The sequence below is a fragment of the Nitrospira sp. genome (assembly GCA_037045225.1).
Lineage (GTDB): Bacteria > Nitrospirota > Nitrospiria > Nitrospirales > Nitrospiraceae > Nitrospira_A.
In genome coordinates this window covers 2,853,561-2,878,966 of sequence record JBAOHZ010000009.1, presented here as the reverse complement: position 1 = coordinate 2,878,966, position 25,406 = coordinate 2,853,561, and the positions used below count along the sequence as shown (strand labels likewise).

The window sequence follows — 25,406 nt, the reverse complement described above, 5'->3', positions numbered from 1 at the left end:
ACTCGCACGAAGCAATGAGTGCGGATCGCTGACTGAACGGGTGAACACGGCGCCGGCCGGCCTGTTCAGCCCCCTGTCAGGAGGGAGGATTGTCGGGAACCACCGGAGTCGCCTCCGGCTCCTTCTCCAACGCAAAGTGCAGAATGAGAAACGCCACCCCGACGGTAATCGCCGAGTCCGCGACGTTAAACGCGGGAAAATGGTAGGCATTGAAATAAAAGTCCAGAAAGTCGATCACTTCCCCGTACCGCAAACGATCCAGTAAGTTCCCGATCGCCCCGCCGAGAATCGCCGCCACGCTCAGCCGTCCCATCCAATCATCCTTCGGCATGCGAACCAGAATCGTACCCAATAACCCCACGGCAAAGATCGAGGTCACGCCGAAAAACACGAACCGGAACGAGCTGCTGCTGGAGGACAGAAACCCGAAAGCCGCGCCGGGATTCCGGATGTAGGTGATGCTGAAGAAGTTGGCCACGACCGGAATAGATTCATGGAGCCGCATGGTCTCCATGACATAGACCTTCGTGACCTGATCCAGTACGACAATCGCCAGACTCAGCACACCGAGCAGAAGATAGCGGACAGATGGGCTCAACGGACCGCCTCAACACAACGGTCACAGAGGGTCGGATGCTCAGGGAATGTCCCGACCGTTCCTCGGTAATTCCAGCACCGTTCGCACTTCACGCCCGTCGCCTTCTCCACGGTAATAGCAAAACCGGGATTCTCGGGCAGATGCGACGCGGGCTGCAGAACCACGTCGGAGACGATGAAAAACGCCGGAAGATCCTGGCCGTATGTTTTCAGGAGATCGTACTGGGCCGATTGAGCCTCGATCAGCACCTTCGCCTCCAGCGGCGCCCCGATCACCTTCTCACGGCGTTGCACTTCCAGCGCAGCCTGGACCGCCGTTCTTACTTCAAGCAACCGCTCCCACCGCTCAGCTAGCTTTGCGTCTGCCCAGCGAGGATCGACTTCCGGGAACATCGCCAAGTGCACACTGTCGGCCTTCGCAGCTACCCGCACCGATTCCGGCAACATCCGCCAGAGTTCCTCCGCCGTAAAACTCAGCACAGGCGCCATCAACTTCGTGAGGGCCACCAAGATATCGAACAACACCGTCTGCGAGCCGCGGCGCAAGGGAGAATCTTTCCGAAACGTATAGAGCCGGTCTTTCAGGATATCGAGATAGACCGCGCTCAAGTCGACGGAACAGAAATTGTTCAACGCGTGGAAAATCATGTGGAACTCAAATTCGTCGTACCCTTTGCGTACGCGCGGGATCAGCTCGCCCAGACGCATCAAGGCCCATCGGTCGAGCTCAGGCAACTGCTCAAACGGCACGCGGTGTTGCGCCGGATCGAAGTCATAGAGATTGCTCAGCAAGAAGCGGCAGGTGTTACGGATCTTCCGGTAGGCTTCGATGAGATGGTTCAGGATCTCCTGTGAAATCCGCAGGTCTTCACGATAGTCCTGGGCCGACACCCACAGTCGAAGGATCTCCGCGCCCGATTGCTTGATCACATCCTGCGGTGCTACGACGTTGCCCGCCGACTTCGACATCTTCCGCCCCGCGCCATCCAGCACGAAACCATGCGTCAGCACGGCCTTATATGGCGCGCGATGGTCGGTGATCACGCCGGCCAACAGGGCGCTATGGAACCAGCCGCGATGCTGGTCGGAGCCCTCCAGATACAAATCCGCCGGATACCATTGCCGAGGCTTGAGCACCGTCGCATAACTCACGCCGGATTCGAACCACACGTCCAGAATGTCACGTTCCTTTTCAAATTCCGTCCCGCCGCAACCTTCGCACTGAGTGCCGGCAGGGAGCAACGCGGCAGCCTGGTTGGCAAACCAATAGTCGGTGCCATGCTGCCCGATCAAATCGGCGACATGATCGATCACCCGCGGATGCGCTAACACCTTGCCGCATTTCAGGCAGGTAAACCCCGGGATCGGCGTACCCCAGACGCGCTGACGCGAAAGGCACCAGTCGGGCCGGTTCTCGATCATCCCGTTAATCCGGTCACGTCCATAGGCCGGGATCCAGCGCACCCGCTCAATCTCCGCCAGCGCTTCCTTCCGCAACTCATTCGTCTCCATCGAAACGAACCATTGCTCCGTCGCGCGAAAAATGACCGGCTGCTTGCAGCGCCAACAATGGGGATAGGAGTGATTGAGCGAACCCTGACCGAGCAACCGGCCGTTCGCCTTGAGGTGCTCCACGATTTTCGGATTGGCTTTGAAGACATGTTGGCCGGCGAACTCAGGGACGGCCTCCGTAAATCGTCCACCGTTGTCGACGGGCGCTAAAATTTCCAGGCGCTCTCCGACGCTGGACTTGGCATTGTGCTCCAAGACCAGCAGGTAGTCTTCCATACCGTGGCCCGGCGCGATGTGCACGCAGCCCGTTCCCTGCTCCAACGTCACGAAGTCGCCCAGGAGCAACGGTGAGAGCCCGGTCGTCAATGGACGTTGCGTCTCCAGCCCTTCGAACCCCTCCGCGCCTTTCTTGACGCCCACGACCTTGTAGGCCGGGAGGTTGCAGGCCTTCGCCACCGATTCCACCAACTTCTCGGCGATGACGAGCAACTCGTCGCCGACCTGCACAAACGCATAATCGATGTCGGCATGCAGACAGACCGCCTGGTTCGCGGGCAGGGTCCAGGGGGTGGTCGTCCAGATCAAGACAGAGGCACTCTTTACATCGGCAGGGAACGTCAGGCCGCCGAATCTCTTGCTCAAGACAGCCGGGGGACTCACCAGCGGAAACTTCACATAGACCGAGGGCGACGTGTGATCGTCGTATTCGACCTCCGCTTCGGCCAGCGCGGTCTGATCCTGAGTGCACCACAAGACCGGCTTCAGCCCCTTGTAGACCCCGCCCCGCTCGACGAAGCGCCCGAACTCGCGGATGATCGTGCCCTCGTAGGCAGGATTCAATGTGAGATAGGGTTGTTGCCAATCGCCCAACACACCCAACCGTTGAAACTCTTCCCGCTGAATCGAGACGTATTTCTGAGCATATTCCTTACAGAGTTTGCGGATCGCGAGGGCATCCAGGTCTCGCTTTTTGTCACCCAGATCCTTCAACACCTGATGTTCGATCGGCAACCCGTGACAGTCCCAACCCGGCACGTAGGGGACTTGATATCCCGACATCGTCTTCGATTTGACAATGATGTCTTTCAGAATTTTGTTCAGCGCATGGCCGATGTGGATCCGCCCGTTCGCATAGGGCGGTCCGTCATGCAACACATACCGCGGGAAGCCTTGGCGGGATTCCTGGATACGTTCGTACAGCTTTTCCTGCTCCCATCGAGCGAGCATCTCCGGCTCTCGCTGCGGCAGGTTCGCCTTCATCGGGAAGTCGGTCTTGGGCAAATTGAGGGTCGATTTATAGTCCATAGGATGATCTATCTGAGGAACGAAAGAGTCATGAAGTGCGCGTAAAAAGAGGACTATACCGAAACGGGGCGAGAGGAACCAGTGGTTTGTTGTGACTACGACTATAGGGCTCAGTCATCCTCATTATTCGGAGGCGATCGAAGGCAGATGCGAGGCGTTCGAGACCGAAGCCCGCCGTGGCTTCTCGCAAGTGAGGCTGACGCAGGCGTACTGCTAGTACGTCGAGGAGGCTGAACGAGAAAAGCCGCGCCGGGCGAGAGGATCGAACGACGTAGCCGGCCTTTCTCAACAGCCTGTCAACTGAGGGCCATCATGCGGTCCAGGGCCACCTTCGCCAACTGCTTTTCGTCATCCGGAACCACGATCCGGTTCACGACATGGCCGTCGGCCAGGTTTTCCAACGCCCAGCAGAGATGCGGGGCATCGATCCGGTACATGGTGGCGCATTGGCAGACCGTCGAGGAGAGGAAAAACACCTTCTTGTCGGTCTGCTCATGCTTCAAGCGATTGACCAAATTCAATTCTGTTCCGACCGCCCAGGTGGTGCCCGCCGGCGCTGCCGTAATGGTGCGGATGATGAACTCCGTCGAGCCGACCAGGTCGGCCTTGTTCACCACATCCTCATGGCATTCGGGATGCACAATCACCTTGGCGTCCGGGTACTGCTTGCGGAAATAGTCCACGTGGGAAGGCTGGAACATCTGATGCACGCTGCAATGGCCCTTCCAGAGGATTAACTTGGCTCGCTGAATCGCCTCTACAGAGTTACCGCCGCGAGGCATGTAGGGATCCCAGACGATCATCTGCTCGCGGGGAATACCCATCTTATTGGCCGTGTTGCGGCCCAAGTGTTCATCGGGGAAAAACAGGATCTTCTCGCGCCTCGCCCAGCTCCATTCGATGACCTTCCGCGCGTTGGACGAGGTGCAGGTGAGCCCGCCATGTTCGCCGCAGAAGGCTTTCAGAATGGCTGCGGAATTCACATAGACCGCCGGCATGACCGTCTCTTCGACCGGCAACACGCGCCCGAGCGCATCCCAGCACTGCTCGACCTGCTCGATCGCCGCCATGTCAGCCATGGAACAGCCCGCCGCCATGTCGGGGAGAATGACCGTTTGACTGGAACGGCTCAACACGTCGGCGGTTTCCGCCATGAAGTGCACGCCACAAAACACGACATAGGGGCGGTCGGAACGCTGCTCGGCCACTTGCGCAAGGATCAGAGAGTCGCCCCGGAAATCGGCATGCTGAATGACTTCATCGCGTTGATAATTATGGCCGAGGATCATCACCCGGTCGCCCAGCGTCCGTTTGGCCGCGCGGGTCCGTTCGAAGAGTTCTTCGGCAGACAAGGCTTGATAGTCGGTAATGGGACGAGGAAGCGTGGCGACCGTTTTCACCTGCAGCCTTTCGGTTGATAGAAAAAACTATACCACGAGGGAACTTACACTGTCTGATTCTACGACACCCCTTCCCGCACAATCAATGAAACCAGCCATGAGAAGAGGGCCTAGAAAGGGTTAGGAAGATGGGGCGAAGGGACCGGGGATGAGGGAACAACGGCAGTGCTAGGCAAGCGATTGGTCCGCAAAGACCCTTGCATGAGCACCAGACTAAGCCTCGCCGGCAACCGGCGCAACAGCGGCGGGACAAAAAACAACCGATATCCCCGGCATCAAGGGCCGAGGATCCTTCGGCGGACGTCACTCCAGGAAACGAGGTGAGGGTGAGACGACTCGAGGTCCTTGAAGCGGCGTGCGACTTCCTGCTCCCAATCCGTTTCGGTGGCCGCATCAACACTCGTATCCAGGTTGCCCAACAAGGACCCAGTCATGGCAAGCGTTCTTTTCAGACTTGCGGTAAAATATCGCTGTAACGAGTCGCCTTCCCTTCAGGAGGCTTACATGACACGGAGCAACCAGTCTCAGCGCGACCACGATCTGCGAGAACGTGCGCTCAAATTATTTCCGTGGATCTGTGCGCACTGCGGGCGTGAATTCGACGGGAAGAAACTGAGCCAGCTCACGGTCCACCACAAGGACCATAACCATGCCAACAATCCGCCCGATGGGAGCAACTGGGAGTTGCTCTGTCTCTACTGTCACGACAATGAGCACCAGCGATACCAAGCCGCTGGCGAGTCGGAAGAATCGCCGCCTCGCCGGAAGCAAGACCAACCTTCGACCTTCACGCCCTTCGCCCATCTCTCAGACTTGCTCAAACACAAAACCTAGCCAAAGAAACAATCGCCGCGAAACGGACGGGAAGCCTCCACGCTAGCGCTGGTGGCATCTTCAGCCTGACTCACGGCGACGAGTCGGTCTGCCCGACCAGCAGTGCACCTCTACCTACACCACAATAACAGCCTGACCAAACCGCTCCTCCCCTCACGATAATTTGATTGCATGCCCTCCCGCAGAATAGTAACATTCGAGTTACTATTCTGCGTCAGAGATACGCATCCTCGAATATCTTGACCTCAAATCTAGGTCGCCTTTTGCCACATGGTTCGAAGGCCTCCCTGCTGTCGCTTCAGCAAAAGTTGCCGCAGCGCTCTATCAGCTAGCTGCTGGAAACTGGTCGAACGTGAAGGGGGTTGGGGCTGGAGTCTTTGAGCGGAAGATCGATGTTGGGCCGGGATATCGTGTCTATTTCGGTAAGGACGGAGACCGTCTTGTCATCCTACTAGGCGGCAGCACAAAGCAACGCCAGCAACAAGCGATCGAGACGGCTAGAGAGCGCTGGGCAAATTACCGTCGTCGTAAGGATACCAAGAAAACGTAACAGGGAACGGAGAAACCTATGCCACTCACACGACAGTTCAAAGACACGGTCACGGCCCGCGTGGAGCGTGATCCGCGCTTTCGTGAGGCGCTGTTTACCGAGGCGATGAATGCCTATTTCGCCGGCGATACCACTGTGGGCAAAGCCATCCTCCGTGATCTGGTTAATGCCACCATCGGGTTTGAAGAGTTAGCCCTGACCCTCAAGAAGCCGAGCAAAAGCCTGCATCGGATGTTGGCCCCGCGCGGGAATCCAAGTACAGACAACTTCTTCAGTATCTTAAGCGCGCTCCAGAAGAAGACTCACGTCAAATTGCGCGTGACGGCCAAAGCCAGCTAAGAGCGAATGGCTTTGTGCCTGCGCCACTCTCACTCCCTTCGGTTGACTCCGCTTCCGCTTGACGATGAACGCGCTTCTCGCCAAGTAGAAGGGCGACTAGCCCGCATTATTCAGGAGTGCACATGCCCCACGTATTGATCATTCACGACGTCGATGCCTACCCAGCCTGGAAAGCCGTCTTCGACGACGCGGCGGATCTCAGGAAACGTGCCGGGGAAATCAGTTACCATCTCCTGCGGTACGATGAGGATGCCAACCGCATCGTCCACTTCTCGGCCTGGTCTTCGTTAGAAAACGCCCGGCGATTCTTCGAGTCGCCGGAGTTGGTCGAATTGAGGCGAGCCGCCGGCGTGAAGGCGCCGGAGTTTCTGTATCTACACGAAATTGAGCGAGGGATCCTCTAGCCACGCCCTCCATCGGAACAGAGAAGAGGGCCGGCGGTGTAAAGCCACCGGCCCTCTCACACCCCGCCATGTTAACCTAGCGGGATGCTGGCTCATGCTCCTTGAGATCGGAGAGGGCCTCTTTGATCACCCTCATCGTATGCTCGATGTCATGATTCTTCTCCCGCTTGGACTCTCGTTTGGCATCCCGAGGCTCTTTTTTCAGCACCGCCCCATGCTCCATCAACGATTCCTTGAATCGTCCGAGATAGTATTCATAGTCGGTCCGCCCTAGGGTCGCGATGGCCTGCTCCTTTTTATCAAGAAGAGCGCTCGTATAGAGCTGCCGTGCCTCCTCGATTCGAGGGGCGGTGTGACGGAGACGACCACCGGCCTCCTTTGCGGACGCCACCTCCCCCATCCGATCCCCCATGTCGAGCACCTTATAGTCCTTCGCCAGCGGCGCAGCCAACGCCACACGCGCATGAAAAGCCACCGCACGATCGCTGAACCGGTCACTCACCTCCCGGAGCGTCTCGTTCCCTTGACGGAGTATGGCGCTCCCATCGAAATTGAGGATACGACCCACGTCGTCAGAGAAGAAGTCCTGCGCAATAAACTCTTCGTCGTAGCCCCGTGGAGGAGCGACACGGAGGGTCAGGGCTTCAGAGACAATATCTTCCGTCTCCATATGGAGGGCGATCTGGATCGTGTAGTATCCCGGCTCGGCAATATCCCACCCGTTCCGCCCGACCGAGACGAAGAGCGAATCGGTCACAAATTCCCCGGGCATCACCACCTGAGCCTGCAGATCGTGGCAATAACGCGCAAACGGCATGTACTGCCGAGCCGCCTTGCCCCGCTTCTTGACGATGACGGTCATATGATCCGTCATGGACAACAACTCCTTTTCCAGCACCAGCGGGCGCGAACCGATATTGGTGAGCTTGAGCTCAAGCACGACCGGTTCGAGGAATTGGTAGGTGGCTTGTGCCCGATCGACTCGAAGGTTGAGCTTCAACGCGGGCTCCGGTGACACGTTCGCCTGCTCGAATCCATGGTGATCGAACCAGTCGGCATTCCCCATCTGCACAAACCGCTCCGGCGCATGGCGCATGAAGACCAACTCGTTGTCACTGAACCGAAAGGCAAAGTCGGCAAAAAACGCGGTCTGTCCGCCGGACACGTTGTATGGATAATTCATGAAACTGCGGGCTTCCGGCTCGTTCGCCAACGGGATCCATGGAGTCCCCCAGTCCGGCGGGTGTTGCTTCTGCCACGAGTGCGCCAGGTTGAACGCATGTCCCATTTCATGGCACGCCGTCCAGAACCGCATCCGCTCGACCCACGCCGCCGGTTTGGCATCGCCGGTCGGGGCTGTCGCAATGAACGACTCGTTGAAAATCGCCGTCCCCTGGCGATGGTTCGACCCGATATCGTCGAACATGATGCCGCCCAGACTCGTGCCTTGCTCGTGCAGCCTGGCAAACAACACCCACAGCGACCACTGCGCCTTGCCCGCAAATCGCGACCAGTACACTTGCATCGCATCATGCATCTCATTGTCGCTCCACCGCGCATTCGGGCCCGCATCGCCGATGGGAACGATGCTATCGCTGCCGGACTTCCGCACATCGAACCCGGCCCTTCGATACACGTCTTCAATGCTGAGCGTCTCGTTCGGCAACGTGGCTGGACGATTCGGGTGGGCATGGGTACCGATGCGCGTGGTTGCGGTGACGCCGGTGGCGCAATCGAACTCGAATTCCACCTGCCTGAAATACGATGATTTGAACGCCAACGTTCTCGTACGAACGGATGTGCCTCCTCCTGAGAGTCGCACCACGGCTTTGCGCTGGCTGGAAAGAAAGGACGCCGTCGTCGTGATCTCGACGGTGGTGTAGGGAAAACTGGCGACAGCGCCATCCTTGAACCAGATCGAGCCGGTCCAGGCGTTCGGCCCGGATGCGGTGAGACGGGCAATCCAATGCACACGTGTGGCGACAATGCCATAGAGCGTTCCGCTGGCCATCATTTGCGGATAACGCCCGTCGACATCGAGACGCAGCTCTTCACGAAGAAAACTCCAGGGAAGGAGTTCTTCAATTTGCCCCGGACCGGCTGCTGGTGTCGCCGCACCCGGCAATGGTTGAGGCAGGGGAATGGGCTGAGTCGGCAAGGGGCCCGGCACCGGGACGGGAGACGTGACGATCCGGGAAACGGCATACAAACCGCTCACACGAACACGAAGCGGCCAGGGCAGGATGGGGATGAGAGGCTCTACTCCCGGACGGACTCGTTCGGCGGCTTCGGCAAGATACTCCTGATCCATGTGGTCTTGCTCTTCCATGTTGCGCCTCCTGTTGTGATAGGTCGCGACCGTCATGCGTAACCGCTGATTCGGCACACCTCGTCACAGGTACCCGAAGGGTTCGTACGAAGTTTTCCAGGCGAGAGTCCCTTCCGTTGTGAGTGACACACCGAGATAGGTCGGACGATCCACCGGAACCGATGTCGTTTGGGCTACCCCCCTCTTGCCCAGCACGACCACGACCACGACCGGGGTATGAGTGACGTCGACTTCCACAGCAGCCGCATATCCCGTCTGTCGCCGCGTCGTGAGGTCGGCGCTGACCAACGCCTCTCGAGCATCCACCAGCACACGCACATCGTCGTGATGAAAACCTTCCTGCAACGCGATGTGCAGCAACACGAGCCACCTCGTTCAAACCGTGGAACGATCGACATTGCCTAGGGGAGACATCCCCTGCGTTTCGCTGCTGATGAATAGGAGCAAACGGTGTACCGAGTGACGTGGTTGTCCGAACGGGAAAAGTGAGAGAAATACGGGCATTTAGAAGACAGCGAAATGTCTTGCCGCTCTCAGCAGGGTGACGCTGAGCAGGCACACACGACGCAGACTTCACGGGACTCGTGAGGCCTGCCAACGGGTGTCCTCGTATCCGATACGATACGAGGGCGGTATCTGATGCGATACACGCGTCCTGGTCGCAGCTGCGAATCCGCGATGGCGACAGCAGCGCTCGTGAATAATACAGGCTAGGCCTTCTGGAAGATTGACTTCGCCCTGGCGGGTCGGTACGATCACTTTCGACAGCTAGGGGTGCCATCCGGCTGAGAGTCCGAGTGATCGGGCGACCCTCACAACCTGACCTGGGTAATACCAGCGTAGGGAAGCGACCGGTTGACTGGCTTCGTGATCGCGTTAAGCCGCACCCTCGCTGGATGCGGCTTTTTTTATTTCGGCTGTCAGACGCTCACCTTCGACGAAAGGATGTCCGCTATGAGCGAGGCCCATACACAGAACGGTTCCAACAACGGCCACGGCTCCAAGCCCTCGACCGCACGCCTCACCACGACCCCGTTTGCGGCCTCGCACAAGGTGCACGTCGACGGTGCGCTCCCCGGTGTCCGAGTCCCGATGCGCGAAATCAGCCTGACGCCCACACAGTCGGCCAACGGCCAGGGCTCCACACCCAATCAGCCGATTACGATTTACGACACCTCCGGCCCTTATACCGATCCAAATGTAACGATCGATGTGCGCGCCGGGTTGCAACCCTTGCGCCGGGCCTGGATCGAGAGTCGTCAGGATACGGAAGAACTTCCGCAGGTCACGTCCCAGTATGGACGTCAGCGAGCGGCGGACCCGAAATTGACCGACCTCCGGTTTACCCATATTCGGAAGCCGCTTCGGGCCAAGGCAGGACACAACGTCAGCCAGATGCACTATGCCAAGAAGGGCATCATCACACCTGAAATGGAATTCATCGCCATCCGGGAGAACCAATCCAGGGCAAGGGCCAAGGAGTTGATGGCATCGAGCAACGGCCATGGCGGCGGCGTGCTGCAGCATCCCGGTCAGGCCTGGGGTGCGCGTATTCCCGCCATCATCACCCCCGAATTCGTGCGCGACGAAGTGGCCCGCGGACGCGCCATTATCCCGAATAACATCAATCACCCGGAAACCGAACCGATGATCATCGGCCGGAACTTTCTCGTGAAGATCAATTCGAACATCGGTAATTCCGCGGTTGCTTCCTCGATCGAGGAAGAAGTCGAAAAGATGATCTGGTCGATCCGTTGGGGCGCCGACACCGTCATGGACCTCTCGACCGGGAAGAACATTCACGAGACACGCGAGTGGATCATCCGGAACTCCCCCGTGCCGATCGGCACCGTGCCGATCTATCAGGCACTCGAAAAGGTCAACGGCAAGGCCGAAGATCTGACCTGGGAAATTTTCCGGGATACACTGATCGAGCAGGCCGAACAGGGCGTCGATTATTTCACGATCCACGCCGGCGTCCTGCTGCGCTATGTCCCGATGACGGCGAAACGCATGACCGGCATCGTCTCACGTGGTGGCTCCATCCATGCCAAATGGTGCCTCTCGCACCATCAGGAAAACTTCGCGTATACCCACTTCGAAGAGATCTGCGAAATCATGAAAGCCTACGATGTGGCCTTCAGCCTGGGCGATGGCTTGCGGCCCGGTTCGATTGCCGATGCCAATGACGAGGCGCAGTTCGCCGAACTGGAGACCTTGGGCGAACTCACCAAGATCGCATGGAAACATGATGTCCAGGTGATGATCGAAGGGCCCGGCCATGTGCCAATGCATATGATTCAAGAGAACATGGAGAAGCAGTTGAAAGAATGCCAGGAGGCGCCCTTTTATACGCTGGGGCCGCTCACCACGGACATTGCCCCGGGGTATGACCACATCACGTCAGGCATCGGTGCGGCGATGATCGGCTGGTATGGCTGCGCAATGCTCTGTTACGTCACGCCGAAAGAACACCTTGGCCTCCCGACCAAGGAGGACGTGAAGGTCGGAGTCGTCACGTACAAAATTGCCGCCCACGCCGCAGACCTGGCCAAGGGCCATCCTGGCGCGCAAGTGCGTGATAATGCCTTATCGAAGGCGCGCTTCGAGTTCCGCTGGGAAGATCAATTCAACCTGTCCCTGGACCCGGACACCGCTCGCTCGTACCACGATGCCACGCTGCCGGACAATGCCGCGAAGGTCGCGCATTTCTGCAGCATGTGCGGACCGCATTTCTGTTCGATGAAGATCACGCAGGACGTCCGCGACTATGCCGCGCAGAAACAGCTGGAAGAGCAACAGGCCATCCAGATCGGCATGAAAGAAAAGTCTGAAGAATTTAAGAAGGCCGGTGCCGAGATTTATCTGTAGGCTGAAAAAATAGCTGCCAGGCAAGGCCGCAGGCGACTCCACACCGGAGGTGTCCCCTCTCAGGGGTACGTTGAGGATGTGGAACAGCTGAGCACGAAGCCGGAAGCCGTTTTCAACAGCCGTTGAAGGGAAAGACCGCATGGGGAAGCCAAAACCGGCGCCATTACGCGAGCGCGACATCACCCGCCAGATTGCGCGGGAATACTATAAAGAGTTCGATCAGCTGATCGAGAGTGACGTCATCATCGTCGGCGCCGGGCCGTCCGGCCTCATTTGCGCCCACGATCTTGGTCGGATGGGCATCAAGACCCTCATCGTCGAACAAAGTCTCGCCCTGGGCGGCGGTTTTTGGTCCGGCGGGTATTTGATGAACAAAGCCACCATCTGCGCCCCCGCGCATAAGATTCTCAAAGAAGTGGGCGTGCCCTGTAAGCAGATCAAGGAATGCCCAGGCATGTATATGGTCGATCCTCCACATGCCACCGGAGCCTTGATTGCCGCCGCCTACAATGCCGGCGCGAAGATTATGAACCTGACGCGGGTCGTCGATCTGATCCTGCGCCGCGAAGGTGTGCTGGAAGGCGTCGTCGTCAACAGCACCACCGCCGAAATGGCCGGGCACGATATCATTCATGTCGATCCGATCGCCTTGGAGAGTAAAATCGTGGTCGATGCCACCGGACATGACGCCGTGGTGGTCAACCTCCTGCACAAGCGCGGGCTCTACCAGCAGGTGCCGGGCAACGGCGCGATGTGGGTGTCGCGGTCGGAAGAGGAAGTGATGGACCGGACCGGGGAAGTCTCCCCCAATTGCTTCGTAATCGGGCTGGCCGTCGCAGCCGTGTTCGGCACGCCACGGATGGGCCCGGCGTTTGGATCGATGTTACTCTCAGGCCGGTACGGTGCAGAGTTGATTCAAAAGAAGCTGAAACAAGGCAAGAGCGTATAGCTGATAGCAAATGGCTGGCGGCACGGAACCAGACACTCTGATCTGCTATTCGCCATAAACCATCGGCTCTTGTGACCACACATGGATGTACAAGATTTTCTCATACAGGGCGACGGCAGCGAAGAAGACAAGCGCGAAGCCTGGCAGCTCTTTCAGCAAGCCTACGAACAGCAGATGAAGGGGAAGCTGGAAGAGGCCGTGAATCTGTATAAACTCTCGCTTGCGACGCATCGGACGGCTGAGGCCTATACGTTCCTCGGATGGACCTACAGTTTCATGGGCAAGTTGGACGAGGCCATCGACGAATGCCACAAGGCCATCGCCTGTGACCCACACTTTGGGAACCCGTACAACGATATCGGCGCCTACCTGATCGAAAAGGGCGATCTGGACGACGCGATTCCCTGGTTTCAAAAAGCCATGCAGGCTCAACGCTATGAAAGCCCTGCTTTTCCCCACCTGAACCTGGGCCGCGTCTACGAACGCCAGGGCAAGTGGAGCGAAGCCATCGACTGTTACAAGCAAGCGCTGGCCCTCAACCCGAACTATGCGCTGGCAAAAAAAGCCCTGGGCCGGCTTATCAGTTCATTGAATTAGCGACCCACAGGACAGGAATACGATGAGCACCACTATTTTAGTGGCCGTGACCGACATTTTCTTTTACACCAAGGTGCGCGATGCTTTGCGGCCGCAGGGCTATACCCTGGACCGGATTCGTACCCAGGACGAGGTCGCGGAGAAAACGGCTTCAGCCACCCCGGCCGCCCTGATTCTCAACATGAACGACCTGACCCTTGATGCCTTCAAAGCGCTGGAAACGCTGCGAGCCAACCCCGCATTGCGCTCGCTCCCCATCCTGGCCTTTGCCAATCACGAAGAAGTGGACACCTGGCGTCGTGCCAAGGAACTGGGCGTGACCAAAGTGGTGTCCCGAAACGAATTTTCCGCACGAATGAGAGAGTTGGTCGAAGAAGTCACCGCCAACAGCGCTCAGCCATCAGCCGTCAGCTCCGAGCTGAATGCCGACCGCTGAACGCAGAGAGCAACCATCCAATGAAACAATCCCGACTCCACGATCAGCACCAACAACTGGGCGCCATTTTCGAGGACACCGCAGGATGGTCGATACCGACCCACTACGGCGACCCTGCAGCGGAATATGCCGCCGTCCGTGGCGCCGTCGGCCTGTCCGACCTGTCACACCGCGGGAAGATCAAGGTGACCGGCGACGATCGCGTCAAGTGGCTGCAGAGCATTATCAGTAACGACCTCCTCCCGCTCCAAGCAGGGCAGGGACGCTACTCCAGCTTCCTGACCCATAAGGGGAAAATGCTCGGCTACTTCCGGGTGTATGTTCAAGCCGATGCGGTGTGGATTGAAGATGTGGGCGAAGTGGGTGATGCCACGTTTCTCGCGCTCAGGAAATTTCTCCTCTACGGCACCAAGGCGAAGATGGAGAATGGCGGAGAAAGCTGGGGATTACTGTTGGTGAGCGGGCCCAGATCGGCGGAGGTCATCAAGGCGGCGTTCGGAGTCGAACTCACTGCCCTTCAGCTCTTGCACACCCTCCCCGCCACAATCGACGGGCAGCACGGACTGATCCTGCGGACCGAAGAAACCGGCGAACAGGACTTTGAAATCTTGCTGCCGGCCGATGCGGTCCCCGCCGCCTGGAACCAGCTCATGGCAGCAGGCGCACCGTTCGGCATCAAACCCGTCGGCGCACAGGCGCGCGAACTGTTGCGCATCGAGGCAGGTCTCCCCAAGGCCGGCCCGGACCTCAACGAAGAGATCGTCCCGCCGGAAGCCAACCTGGAAGGCAAGGCGTTCAGCCTCTCGAAGGGTTGTTACCCGGGACAGGAAGTCGTCGCTCGGATGGATACCTATGGGAACGTGCGACGGCATCTGGTCGGATTGATCATCCAGGATACAACGGTTCCGCCTGCGGGATCGAAGTTGTTCAGCGGAGATCGGGAAGTGGGATGGGTCAGCAGCGCCGTCTTTTCGCCGCAACGCAATGCCGTACTGGCCTTCGGGTTTCCCTTGCGCGACTTTTCAGCCCCTGACACGGCACTGACGGTCGACGTGGCAGGGACGCGCCATCAGGCTACCGTCCATGCCCTTCCATTTCAGAAGCACTCGTAGCAGGATATTGAACACGTCCGCCGGCGTCGTTCCCTCGTCGTTCAGCGCTGCCCGTACCTCTGAGGCTACGCGTCAGCGCGTCACCGGCCGCGGTCTTGCTGAACGACCACCTTAAACATCCTGCGGGGCGTCAATCACTCACACCGATGACCGCCCTTTGTCGAGTTGCAGCGGTGCGCTACTTTTCAGGATTGCGTACGGCCGACACGGCTGAGGCGAATCCGAGCAGGCTCTTCCGCTCTTCATCATCCAACGCCAACAACAGATGCGTCTCTTCGGCGTGCATCAGCCGGAGGCTCAGGAAAGGCTCTTCCCGGCGCTTCTCACGGTTGTCCCACATGGCGTCGATCACCTGCACCTTATCCAACTGGCCGACGGACACGACATCGTAGCGGAAATAGGAATCCCCGATGACAATGTCGAAGATCACGTTGCCGGCAGTGAGCAGCACCAGATTAAACCGTCCCTGATCCTCGTACCCTTCGGGTAGGAATTTATTGATATGGCATCGTGCCACCTTGCGATCGCCCAGCGCGGCCCGGAACTTGAGCTGCAAGGCGTCATAATCGATTTGGAGCGCCTTTTCATCGGCACTGGTCGCGCCGACCGCCACATCCTTCGCCTTTTCAAAAATCTCGTCTGCTGACAACAACCCTGCCATAATTCCTTACTCCTTCGTTACAAGACTGCCGATGTTTATTGTATCTAGGCGATTTAGAGGCTTCGCACTGTCCGTCTGGCGCGAATCGCCCGGGCGACTCCCACCAGTGCAATACCGGCCCACGCGAATTCCAGCAGGACAAAACCCACCCGTCGGTCTTCAATGGCGACGATTCCCAACAGCAACGACCCCACGATGTTCAGCGCCAAATACCCTGCGTCCAATTCCCGCCACGTTCCGGCTTGAATCAGGCCATACGCGATGAGCACCATCAGTGCTCCGACCACCGATATCACTTGCATCGCCATAGTATGCTCGCGCGCTTGGTGCCGGACGTCACGGGAGAACGGAGTACGGTACCTGGCTGCTTGACACGATTGCAAGCAGAAATTCCCCCGGAGGACGCGGGCGAGGAAATGCTCATCTGTACGTGCCGATGCGTCCGGAGGCCGATTACGCTCGCGGTGCGAGACGGTCGGGTTCCCCACTACGCATCACGGCATCACCGGTCACCGCATTGCATTTGCGAGTCGATCTCCGGCATACTTTGCCGGAATCAAGGGGAGGCACCGATGAGCGCACAGAGCTGTTTAATCGAAGGATGTCAGGCGAGAGTGTATGCACCGGCGGGAACCCATTCCGTCTGCAAGGATCACTTTCTCGGATTCCTTACCTGGCGACGACGACGGGGGCCGCAAATGTTTCGTAAATATGCCGGGATGACGATGACCGAACGCGATACGATCGCCGGTGAGTGGCTCCAGACGCTTGGCACGAAAGATCTGCCTCACCCCATTCCCGGTTTGTAACTCTTCTTCCCCGGTCTCACGCACCTATCGTCCGTCAGCAAACTTGCCGCCTGGCCAACCGGCCGCTGTATCCTCTTGAGGCTCACCGCTCTTCTCTCTCGCCGGTCAGCCCTGCCCCGGAGTGCGCCTGCAGGAGGTCTCCCTCCAACGCCGCCTTCAGTAACTGCGCCGTATTAGACGCGCGCAGCTTTTTCATCATGTTCGACCGATGGGTATCGGCTGTCTTCATGCTGATATTGAGCTGCCCCGCAATGCCTCGATTCGTATGGCCATCCCAGATCAGACGAAGAATTTGCAACTCCCGCGGCGTGAGGTCTTCCGGCCGGCGCTTCTCGGCAGCCAACGCAACCTCCTCCGGCAGCACACGGGTGGTCATCAAGGAGCCGCGCTCCCCCATGTCCTGATTTTCCGTCTGATGGTCTTTCTTTTCTCTCACCATCACAACCGCCCTCCTTCATTATCCTCCCGACTTCCAGACATTCACACAGCGGGTCGACCTGCTAGTTTCCCCGCACCACGGCAGGTTTGGAAGTGTCCCACAAGCGTTGTAGATAGCCTAAGACAGCGGTAATGGCCTGCGTTCTCGGCTGCCAGGCACCCTGCGCGCTCCCAGTGAGCTCGACCCAGCTCCCATCGACCTTCTGCCGGACAATCAGTCGCTCAAACACGCCGTGAGTCGCCGGTTGGATCGCCAACAGATACTCCTGCTCTTCTGTATCCTTGAGTAAGAACCCCTTCACCATCATAATCGCTCCTCCGTTTCGTATACTCAGAACTCTTGAATCCCGGCTCCGACAAACTCCTCAAGGTCTTTGCCCTACGAGGAATACCACCCACTACATCAAGGCCCGTGCCAGCGACCTCATGGCACAATCTTTCGACAAGGAACCCAATATTTATGCACGGCTCAGCGTTGAATTGTGCCGGCCGATAGCTGTGCCAGGGGAAACAGGGCTGTGCCAACAGCTCAGCGTGAGACAATATTCTGAGACAGTTTGAAACAATCTGATGCCCCATCCTGTCGTGAGCAGAACTTGAAATCTGGCGAGCCAAGGCACAAGGGGAACAGGCGCAACAGGGAGGAGGAGATAAGAACGACAGCCTTGAGGAGACGGTTACTCAGCGCAGGCGCACGCGTCGAGCGGACGAGTCGCGAGATAGATCAGATTGTTGGTGTACCGGATGAACCCCTTCCGACGGCCATACAGTCGCAAAAGACAGTCTTCCCCCTTGCGTTGGACAAAGAAGCTATAGTCCGTGCCGGACGGAGAAGACACCCCAAATGGACGGGGCCCCAGTGAACCGGTCGACAGAACCACGGTGGTGTTCACCGCCACGCGATGCGCCACATCAGCCCGTTCGCCCTCGTCTGCAAGGATGGAGTGGAGCTGATCTGTGACCTGCCGCCGGCAGGCCTCATCCGACCACGTCGTCACCTGAGCGACGGTGGCACAACCGGAGAGGAATACGGCACCAATTCCCACCCATCCTGGCCTCACCGGCTTTGATCCACACCAGGCATCCGTCACCTCCTGACGCCGGTTGGCTGCGCCTATCCCATCACGGGCGAGCCATGATGATGAATCATCAACCACTCGTCGCCGATACGCTCAAAGAGATTGGTGGCAAGAACCCGGGTTTCGATCGGCTGGTCGTCCTGGCGGCTGGTGAGATGTTCCGTGCAGATGACCCAGCCCAGGTCGCCTGCAACCTGAACCTGCACATCGGACAGCTCAAATTTCATGGAGAAGGTGTTGTTGAAGATCAGCACCCACGAGTCGCGCACCGCCGGCCAATCACTGCGGAGGCTCCACCCGGGATGGATGCAGGTGACATACTCCAGATGCGCCCAGACTTTGTCCATCTGGAGCATGTCCAAACTTTCAAAGGCGGCGTAAAAGGCGAGATTCGCACGAGTGATTTCTTCGATGCGTTGTTCGACCACAACTCGCTCCTGCGACGGTGCGGCATTGTACTGCAAACACCGCCGCCGGCGCGAGCCTGATTTATGCGGTGAGGGGGCGGGTTCGCGGGGAGCCGCTGTGCAGCCGAGAGAGGGACTTCTCCCGGGAGCACAGGCCGCCGCGAACCCCATCAGCTCGCCTGGGTGGCGAGCAGCCCCTCTTCCAGCGCCGTCTTGAGCAATTGTGCAATGTTCGAGACCCGCAACTTCTTCATCATGTTGGCACGATGCGCTTCGGCCGTCTTGATGCTGATATGCAACCGCTCTGCGATCGTGCGATTCGTCATGCCGGCCCACACCAGTTGCAAAATTTCCTGTTCACGAGGGGTGAGATCTTCCGGACGCCGCTTGGACGACAAGCCGCTGGCCGATTTCGGCCCATTCCCAGATACTGCGCTCTGCACCTTCGCCTCGCGATCCATCTGCAACCCATTCTGTTGTTCACTCCACATGGTACAATCTCCTTGGTTCTAGTTCAGGCCCCTCACTCACGAGTCGCGGACGGAAAACCTGCTGAGATCGGCGGGAACCCACGCAAGTAGGTCAGCACGGCTTCGACCGCTCGCGTTCGATCCGTCCAGGTTCGATGCGGCACTCGAGCGACATCGATCCACAATCCACCAATCAGTTCTTGGACAGTCGGCTGGTCGAACGGCCCCAGAGAGGAGGGTGAAATCGTCACCAGCACCTCGCGATCCGCGTCGTTGGAAAGCAAGAACCCTGTGACATCCATTCGCATCCTCCCTCGCCCGTCGCCCCGACTTTGTCCTACTTCATCGTGGGTAGCTTCTAGAAATCATGACAAGGATGTATCAAGGATCATGCCACCCGTGCTGCAGTGTGAAGCTTCAAGAAATAGTAGGGATTTACGCCGATGCTCCAATAATTCATGCATGCTGTGCGTCAAGCGCATGGCGCAATGCGTTGTGCCACGCGTCTCTCAGTTGGCTCACAACCCTGTCGCAATCCACATCGGCACAGGCCACACGCCCCGACCGCACGATTCGTCCTGCTGCAACTTGTAAGATAACGGTCAAGACAGTAGGAGAGGTCCTACGCAGCCGACAGGGACGCTGTATGCCGGAAGACGATTGCTCCGATGGTAGAAGTAGCGCGACTCGCCTCGACATCATCATGCAGGTGACCTACTGGAAGGGTGACTCGAATCCGTCGCCCACCGCCGAGACATCGTATTCCGCCAGGCGCCGATAGAACGTGCGTCGGCTCATCCCCAATAACCGTGCGGCTTCCGAGCGATTGCCCCCCGACTGCTGCAAGGCCCCCAACATGCGGGTCCATTCGTCCGGACGATGAATGGGCACATAGGTCGCCGCCGACTGCGAATTGCGCACCTCGGACGGAAGATCCTCTGCCCGCACCACCGTGCCCCGGCAATGAGTCAGAGCCGACTCCACCGCACTCTTGAGTTCTCGAACGTTGCCGGGCCAGGAATAGCTGACAAGCATCTGCAGCGCGTCCGGACTCACCTGCAGAACAGGCTTTTCCATCACGGAACGGAATTGCCCGAGAAAGGCATGCACTAACAACGGAATGTCGGTCGACCGTTCACGAAGCGGGGCGAGTTGGAGGCGAGCGACCTTGATACGATAGAGTAAATCTCTTCTGAACGCGCCTTTTTCCACATCCACCGAGAGGTTGTGGTGCGTCGCCACCACGACCCGCACATCAACCTTTCGTGGCTTGGACTCTCCCAGTCGAGTAACTTCACGCTCTTGCAACACACGCAACAAGCTCGTCTGTACAGCAGGTGAAATATCCCCGACCTCATCCAGGAAAATGGTCCCACCTTGAGCCGCTTCGAACACCCCTTCCTGGTTGTCGATCGCCCCCGTGAAGGCCCCCTTCTTATGACCAAGGAGGTGACTCCCCAGACTCGAATCCGTGAACCCGGCGCAATTGACGGCCAGAAACGGTTGGGACGCACGGCGGCTCGACAGATGAATCGCGCGCGCGACCAATTCTTTCCCCGTCCCGGTCTCGCCCTCGATCAAGACCGTGGCATCCACGGCGGCGATCTGTTGGATCTCTTCGTACAGCACCACCATCGCCGGACTACGGCCGATCAAGTCGTGAAACTTCCCGTGATCGGCCAGCTGCGACTGTAAGGCTTGCGCTTGATCTTCCGCCGTAAATCGACGACGCACACTCTCCACCCATTGCTCGGCAATCGTCAACCGAAGCTTCAAGAACTCCACCCCGACGGGCTTCACCAAATAGTCGTTCACCCTCGCCTGAAGCGCCATTCGCAATGCGTCCGGAGAGTCGTGCCCGGCAATCATAACAATGACACAGCGATCGCCGCTGGGGCTCGCTCGAATGGCCCGGCACACCTGCAATCCGTCCATCCCACGTCCCCCTAATTCCCAATCGAGCAGCACAAGTTCATACGGTCGGCGACTGTAGGCCTCCCACGCCGACTCACCGTCCGCACAGGCCGTCACATCATGCCCTCGCGCCTCAATGACCTGCTCGAACACCCGGCGGATATCACAATGATCTTCCACCAGCAAGACTCGCATGACTGACTTACTCCCTACACATAGACGAGCTGCAGCCGCTCCAGAAAACGATGGAACGTGTCGAGCTCCTCACGAATACCGGGAACGCTCCCCAGCGTCGCCGCCGCTTCCAACGCCCGGCCGTGGGCACTGATCGCGTCGAGGCCATAGGTGCCTCCGGCCCCCTTGAGCCCGTGACCGATCTCCCGGATCGTCTCGAAATCCAGCCGATCCAGCGCAGCCTTCAGCTGGGCGAGTTCTTGGCGGCGATGTTCCAAGAACTCCGGCATGAGGGCCTCAAACTGTCCGCTCACCTGCAACACAACGGGTTCAACGAATGCCCCTGACGGCGTCGGCGCACTCGAAGTGGCGGCGTGGACATACAGGTGAATGGCTTCCAGCAAGTGGGCCTTTCGAATGGGTTTCGTCAAATGCGCCGTACACCCGGCCTCAAGACTCCGCTGCACTTCACGCTGCATGGCATTGGCAGTCAGCGCGAGAATCGGCACCGGACTTCGCCCCCGGCCCTGCTCCCAGGCTCGAATGGCCCTCGTCGCAGCATACCCATCCAACAGGGGCATCTGAATATCCATGAGGACCAAGTCATACGATCCTCGTTGAAACATCTCCACGGCGACTTGGCCGTTCGCGGCCGTCTCAACACAATGCGGAGTCGATTTAAAATAGAATTCCATCATGCGGCGGTTGTTGACAAAATCTTCGGCTAACAGGATCTTCCACCCCGGCAGACCATCCGGGCCCTCCTGCCGGTGAGACACGTCCCCCGTCCCTTCTGCCAGCGCTATTTTGCCGAGCAACGATGTCATGCCGTTGAACAGATCCGATCGTCGGAATGGCTTCGTGAGATACCGCAGCACGCCGTATTCACGAGCACGCGCCTGATCGCCGGGGCGCCGCTCCGAGGTCAAGATGATGATGGATACCCCGGCCAAACCGGCCGTGTGCGCAATCGTCTCCGCCACCTGCCATCCACTGAGTTTTGGCATACGCACATCCAGGATCACTAATCGATAGGGCAGCCCGGCTTTCAAGGCGCGATGCAGCTCACGTAGAGCCTCTTCACCGCCGGGCACCTCCGCCGAGGGAATTCCCCATCCCGCAAGTGTTTCCCGCACAATGAGGCGGTTGGTCGCATTGTCGTCGACGACCAGGGTACGCAAACCGGTCAATTGCTCCCATTGTGCGGGAGGCACCACGGACGCCGGTTGAACATGCACAGCAAACTTGGCGGTGAAACTGAACGTACTCCCCACTCCCAGCTCACTCTCGACCCACATCTTGCCGCCCATCCGCTCCACCAGTCTCCGAGAAATCGTCAGGCCGAGTCCGGTCCCACTGTACGGCCGAGTCGTCGACGCATCCACCTGAGTAAACCGTTCGAAGATGGTGCCTAGTTTGTCCTGGGGAATGCCAATTCCGGTATCCCGCACCGTGAACAGCAGAGTCCCCGGGCCGCCCGCTTGCAGGTCGCGTTCGACACGCAACACGACTTCCCCCTCATCGGTGAACTTGATGGCATTACCCAGCAAGTTCAGCAACACTTGCCGAAGACGGTTCGGATCACCCACAAGCGACGTCGGCACATCCGACTGAATTTGATAGATCAACTCCAGGCTTTTCTCGCTGGCTCGAACCGCGACCAGTTCGGCTGCCCGCTGGACCAGGTCACTAAGGTCGAAATCCACCACATCCAAGTCCAGATGACCGGCTTCAATCTTCGACAAGTCAAGGAGATCGTTGATCAAGCTCAGCAGGTTGCTTCCGGCATCGCGAAAGATCTGCACGTACTCGCGCTGATCCTCACTCAAGGGGGTTTCCGACAGCAGGTCCGCCAAGCCCACGATGGCGTTCATCGGCGTTCGAATCTCATGGCTCATCGTTGCCAGAAAGTCACTCTTGGCTTGGTTGGCCAACTCGGCGGCTTCCTTGGCAGTCAGGAGGGCATTTTCGGCTTCCAGTCGTTGCTTCGCCTCGTAGGCCAAGGTCACCAAATTTCCAACGGACGTGGCAAACTGCACTTCCTCCGCTGTCCACTTGCACGGGACTCCGATGCGCTCGTGACAGACCACCCCCGCCAATCGACCGCCAAAGAAAATGGGTACGTCCAACAACGAGGTGACTCCCAAGGCTCGGAGATAGGGCTGCACCAACTCGCTCGTCCGCAAGTCGCCGAAGACATCATAGGCATCAACCACTTGTTCCTGAAGCAGTTCGGCAAAATAGCGTGGATACTCAGCCACATTCAGATATTGTCCCCGCGAATGCCGTGCGGGCCCCTGTTCGTACAGCTCAACACACTCCAGCACCGACCCGGTCCGGTCCAACAACCACACACTCGCCCGGTCCACGCCAAGCGCCGCCGCCGATGTCTGCATCAGCTCTTCCAGCGCCGCCCGCCAGTCGCCGGAGCCGATATGTTGGCTCTTGGTCAAGCGCATCAATGCCCGTTGATGCGCTTGGAGGATAGATTGACTGAGACGTAATGCCGCCTCCGCCTCAGTGCGCCCCGTAATATCCAGCACGAGGGTGAGCAGGTAGGTCTCCTGACCGATGCGGACCGGCTCAACATTGAACAGCCCGTGCCGCACCTCACCGGATTTCGTACGGTAGGCGTGCTCGAGATGTCGCAGACATCCCTCTCGCTGCAGCCTCTCCGCCAGCTGTTGGCGATCCTCCGGATTGACCCAGATTCCGATGTCGAGCGAGGGCGTGCCGATCAACTCGTCGCGTGAAAATCCGGAGATCCGCACGAATGCTTCATTGACATCGAGGACCCGGCCATCTTCCAGACGGCTGATCGTCATTCCGGCGGGACTGCTCTGAAATGCCTTGGAGAACCGTTCTTCGCTTTCGCGTAATGCCTGCTCCACGCGTTTCCGTTCGGTGATATCACGCGCCACCACTTGGAACCCGCTGATCGTATCTCCCTCCACGAGGAGCTGCGTATGTTGCCCCAACCACACCTCTCGGCCGTCCTTGGCGGCCACCGGCAACTCATAGACCGTGCGCAATGTTTGGCGGATAAACTGGCGGCCATAGAACTGCGCAGCCTTCCGACGGTACTCCGGCAGAACGATCTCCAGGTAGTGGCGTCCGAGTAATTCCTCCGGAAGGTAGCCCAGGACAGGAAGTGAGGTAGGATTACAGTAGGTGAGCTTCCCGGCGACATCGGTTCGATAGATAATGTCGCTGGCCTCTTCGACCAACGCACGGTATCGCGCTTCGCTCTCTCCTCTCGCCTCCTCGGCCTGCTGTCGCGCCGTGACATCCAGATGAATGCCCGTCATTCGGACCATCCGTCCCTGCTCATCGTACATCCCTGTCCCGAGCGCAGAGATCCACCGATAGGATCCGTCGTGATGCCTGAGTCGATGGTCCGAACGATACTGTTTGATAGACCCGTCTTGAAACAACCTCACCGTCGCCAACGCCTGCGCCCGATCATCGGGATGCAGACGCGCCTCCCAGTCGGCGACCGTCGCCCCGATCTCCGAGTCGTGACATCCAAGCTGACTTTTCCAGCGCGGTGAATAGTAGGCCGTCTGCGTTTGCAGATCCCACTCCCACACCCCCACGTCCGCACCTTCTACCGCAAATTCGAACCGCTGACGACTGTCGCGCAACGCGACCTCGATCGCCTGCTGCTCGGCTAATTGGGCGGTGAGCCGATCATTGGCCTCGCGCAGGTTCTGCGTTTGCGCTGCGACTTGCAGCTCCAAACGACTATTGGCTCCACGGAGCGAGGCCTCCGCCTTTCGTCGCTGCAACAGAAGAACGGTCACACCCCAAATCATCGAGACACCCAAGGCACGATTGAATATCGCCATGGACAGATCCACACCTGGACGCCCGAGCCACACCCCCGCCGCGAGCAGGATCGTACACACGGCGGCATACCGTACGAGAGCTTCAGGCCAGTCCAGGCGAGAACTGATCCAGAGCGGGATTAAGTAGAGGACCCAGATCTCGTGACCAAGCGGAGTCGTCACGTCCAGGAGAAAGACGCCAAGAGTCATGAGGAAAATTGCGGGGAGCATCTTCGAATTGTCTCCTCGAGCCTGCCACAAGAAAAGATCATCCATACGTGATATTCTCAGGGGAAGTTTCCCGTAAGATACGCCCATGTCTCAGGGAGGTAAACCCTGGCAATCGGCCCTAGTATGGCCCTATAAGCAGGTCCGTTGAGAACGACCGACGG

General features: G+C 58.6%; 24 protein-coding genes and 1 riboswitch. Of the genes, 9 read left to right on the top strand and 15 right to left on the bottom strand.

From position 1 onward, the window contains the following. Nucleotides 1–76 precede the first annotated feature (76 nt). The 3 genes from lspA to nadA all read right to left on the bottom strand — a co-directional run bounded on the left by lspA (nucleotide 77) and on the right by nadA (nucleotide 4,814). Nucleotides 77–598: a signal peptidase II gene (gene lspA / locus V9G17_14305; protein ID MEI2753770.1), complete on the bottom strand. Its 522-nt coding sequence runs from the start codon at nucleotides 596–598 to the stop codon at nucleotides 77–79. Next, nucleotides 595–3,414, bottom strand: a complete 2,820-nt coding sequence (ileS, locus tag V9G17_14300; GenBank protein MEI2753769.1) for an isoleucine--tRNA ligase — start codon at nucleotides 3,412–3,414, stop codon at nucleotides 595–597. Before ileS ends, lspA begins: the two co-directional genes overlap by 4 nt. A 296-nt stretch (nucleotides 3,415–3,710) precedes the next feature. Next, on the bottom strand, nucleotides 3,711–4,814 hold the full coding sequence (gene nadA, locus V9G17_14295) for a quinolinate synthase NadA (GenBank protein ID MEI2753768.1): 1,104 nt from the start codon (nucleotides 4,812–4,814) through the stop codon (nucleotides 3,711–3,713). A 504-nt stretch (nucleotides 4,815–5,318) separates the two neighbouring features. Here nadA and V9G17_14290 point away from each other — a divergent pair. From V9G17_14290 to V9G17_14280, 3 genes are all read left to right on the top strand, one after another. Then, nucleotides 5,319–5,648, top strand: coding sequence for a YajD family HNH nuclease (locus V9G17_14290; protein MEI2753767.1), 330 nt, complete (start codon nucleotides 5,319–5,321; stop codon nucleotides 5,646–5,648). Nucleotides 5,649–6,216: 568 nt separating this feature from the next. After that, nucleotides 6,217–6,537, top strand: a complete 321-nt coding sequence (locus tag V9G17_14285) for a transcriptional regulator (protein ID MEI2753766.1) — start codon at nucleotides 6,217–6,219, stop codon at nucleotides 6,535–6,537. Nucleotides 6,538–6,659: 122 nt separating this feature from the next. Then, a complete protein-coding gene (locus tag V9G17_14280; protein ID MEI2753765.1) occupies nucleotides 6,660–6,941 on the top strand; it encodes an antibiotic biosynthesis monooxygenase in 282 nt (93 codons plus the stop codon). A gap of 76 nt (nucleotides 6,942–7,017) precedes the next feature. On the opposite strand, the gene V9G17_14275 is transcribed toward V9G17_14280, so the two are convergent. Together V9G17_14275 and V9G17_14270 are read right to left on the bottom strand one after the other, a co-directional pair. Further along, nucleotides 7,018–9,270, bottom strand: coding sequence for a hypothetical protein (locus tag V9G17_14275; GenBank protein MEI2753764.1), 2,253 nt, complete (start codon nucleotides 9,268–9,270; stop codon nucleotides 7,018–7,020). A gap of 63 nt (nucleotides 9,271–9,333) precedes the next feature. Continuing rightward, the gene (locus tag V9G17_14270; protein ID MEI2753763.1) at nucleotides 9,334–9,633 is read right to left on the bottom strand and encodes a hypothetical protein; all 300 of its coding nucleotides are present in this window, start codon (nucleotides 9,631–9,633) and stop codon (nucleotides 9,334–9,336) included. A gap of 397 nt (nucleotides 9,634–10,030) precedes the next feature. After that, nucleotides 10,031–10,133, top strand: a riboswitch (TPP riboswitch). Nucleotides 10,134–10,224: 91 nt separating this feature from the next. Between V9G17_14270 and thiC the strand changes: the two genes are divergently transcribed. From thiC to V9G17_14245, 5 genes are all read left to right on the top strand, one after another. Then, nucleotides 10,225–12,141: a phosphomethylpyrimidine synthase ThiC gene (thiC, locus tag V9G17_14265; protein ID MEI2753762.1), complete on the top strand. Its 1,917-nt coding sequence runs from the start codon at nucleotides 10,225–10,227 to the stop codon at nucleotides 12,139–12,141. A 139-nt stretch (nucleotides 12,142–12,280) separates the two neighbouring features. Then, nucleotides 12,281–13,090: a sulfide-dependent adenosine diphosphate thiazole synthase gene (locus tag V9G17_14260; GenBank protein ID MEI2753761.1), complete on the top strand. Its 810-nt coding sequence runs from the start codon at nucleotides 12,281–12,283 to the stop codon at nucleotides 13,088–13,090. A gap of 81 nt (nucleotides 13,091–13,171) precedes the next feature. Beyond that, entirely contained in the window at nucleotides 13,172–13,687 is a 516-nt protein-coding gene (locus V9G17_14255; GenBank protein ID MEI2753760.1) for a tetratricopeptide repeat protein, read from the top strand. Between the two features lie 22 nt (nucleotides 13,688–13,709). After that, complete coding sequence (locus tag V9G17_14250; protein ID MEI2753759.1) at nucleotides 13,710–14,123, top strand: histidine kinase; 414 nt, start codon at nucleotides 13,710–13,712, stop codon at nucleotides 14,121–14,123. Nucleotides 14,124–14,143: 20 nt separating this feature from the next. Further along, on the top strand, nucleotides 14,144–15,235 hold the full coding sequence (locus V9G17_14245) for an aminomethyltransferase family protein (GenBank protein ID MEI2753758.1): 1,092 nt from the start codon (nucleotides 14,144–14,146) through the stop codon (nucleotides 15,233–15,235). A 178-nt stretch (nucleotides 15,236–15,413) separates the two neighbouring features. Here the strand turns inward: V9G17_14245 and V9G17_14240 are convergent, their stop codons facing one another. Both V9G17_14240 and V9G17_14235 read right to left on the bottom strand, forming a co-directional pair. After that, nucleotides 15,414–15,896, bottom strand: coding sequence for a hypothetical protein (locus V9G17_14240; protein ID MEI2753757.1), 483 nt, complete (start codon nucleotides 15,894–15,896; stop codon nucleotides 15,414–15,416). 53 nt (nucleotides 15,897–15,949) lie between these two features. Further along, nucleotides 15,950–16,204, bottom strand: a complete 255-nt coding sequence (locus tag V9G17_14235) for a hypothetical protein (GenBank protein ID MEI2753756.1) — start codon at nucleotides 16,202–16,204, stop codon at nucleotides 15,950–15,952. A gap of 264 nt (nucleotides 16,205–16,468) precedes the next feature. Here V9G17_14235 and V9G17_14230 point away from each other — a divergent pair, with 264 nt between their 5' ends. Then, complete coding sequence (locus tag V9G17_14230; GenBank protein ID MEI2753755.1) at nucleotides 16,469–16,705, top strand: hypothetical protein; 237 nt, start codon at nucleotides 16,469–16,471, stop codon at nucleotides 16,703–16,705. Between the two features lie 82 nt (nucleotides 16,706–16,787). Here the strand turns inward: V9G17_14230 and V9G17_14225 are convergent, their stop codons facing one another. The 8 genes from V9G17_14225 to V9G17_14190 form a co-directional block, all read right to left on the bottom strand. Continuing rightward, a complete protein-coding gene (locus V9G17_14225; GenBank protein ID MEI2753754.1) occupies nucleotides 16,788–17,144 on the bottom strand; it encodes a LuxR C-terminal-related transcriptional regulator in 357 nt (118 codons plus the stop codon). A gap of 61 nt (nucleotides 17,145–17,205) precedes the next feature. Beyond that, nucleotides 17,206–17,451, bottom strand: a complete 246-nt coding sequence (locus V9G17_14220) for a hypothetical protein (GenBank protein ID MEI2753753.1) — start codon at nucleotides 17,449–17,451, stop codon at nucleotides 17,206–17,208. A gap of 369 nt (nucleotides 17,452–17,820) precedes the next feature. Next, complete coding sequence (locus V9G17_14215) at nucleotides 17,821–18,204, bottom strand: hypothetical protein (protein MEI2753752.1); 384 nt, start codon at nucleotides 18,202–18,204, stop codon at nucleotides 17,821–17,823. Nucleotides 18,205–18,257: 53 nt separating this feature from the next. Then, entirely contained in the window at nucleotides 18,258–18,650 is a 393-nt protein-coding gene (locus tag V9G17_14210; GenBank protein MEI2753751.1) for a nuclear transport factor 2 family protein, read from the bottom strand. A 149-nt stretch (nucleotides 18,651–18,799) separates the two neighbouring features. Further along, nucleotides 18,800–19,120 (bottom strand): LuxR C-terminal-related transcriptional regulator, encoded by a 321-nt coding sequence (locus tag V9G17_14205; protein ID MEI2753750.1) that lies wholly within the window; start codon nucleotides 19,118–19,120, stop codon nucleotides 18,800–18,802. A 32-nt stretch (nucleotides 19,121–19,152) separates the two neighbouring features. Next, the gene (locus V9G17_14200; protein ID MEI2753749.1) at nucleotides 19,153–19,401 is read right to left on the bottom strand and encodes a hypothetical protein; all 249 of its coding nucleotides are present in this window, start codon (nucleotides 19,399–19,401) and stop codon (nucleotides 19,153–19,155) included. A 412-nt stretch (nucleotides 19,402–19,813) separates the two neighbouring features. Beyond that, a complete protein-coding gene (locus V9G17_14195; GenBank protein ID MEI2753748.1) occupies nucleotides 19,814–21,208 on the bottom strand; it encodes a sigma-54 dependent transcriptional regulator in 1,395 nt (464 codons plus the stop codon). Nucleotides 21,209–21,222: 14 nt separating this feature from the next. Continuing rightward, on the bottom strand, nucleotides 21,223–25,245 hold the full coding sequence (locus V9G17_14190; protein ID MEI2753747.1) for a PAS domain S-box protein: 4,023 nt from the start codon (nucleotides 25,243–25,245) through the stop codon (nucleotides 21,223–21,225). Nucleotides 25,246–25,406: the final 161 nt, after the last annotated feature.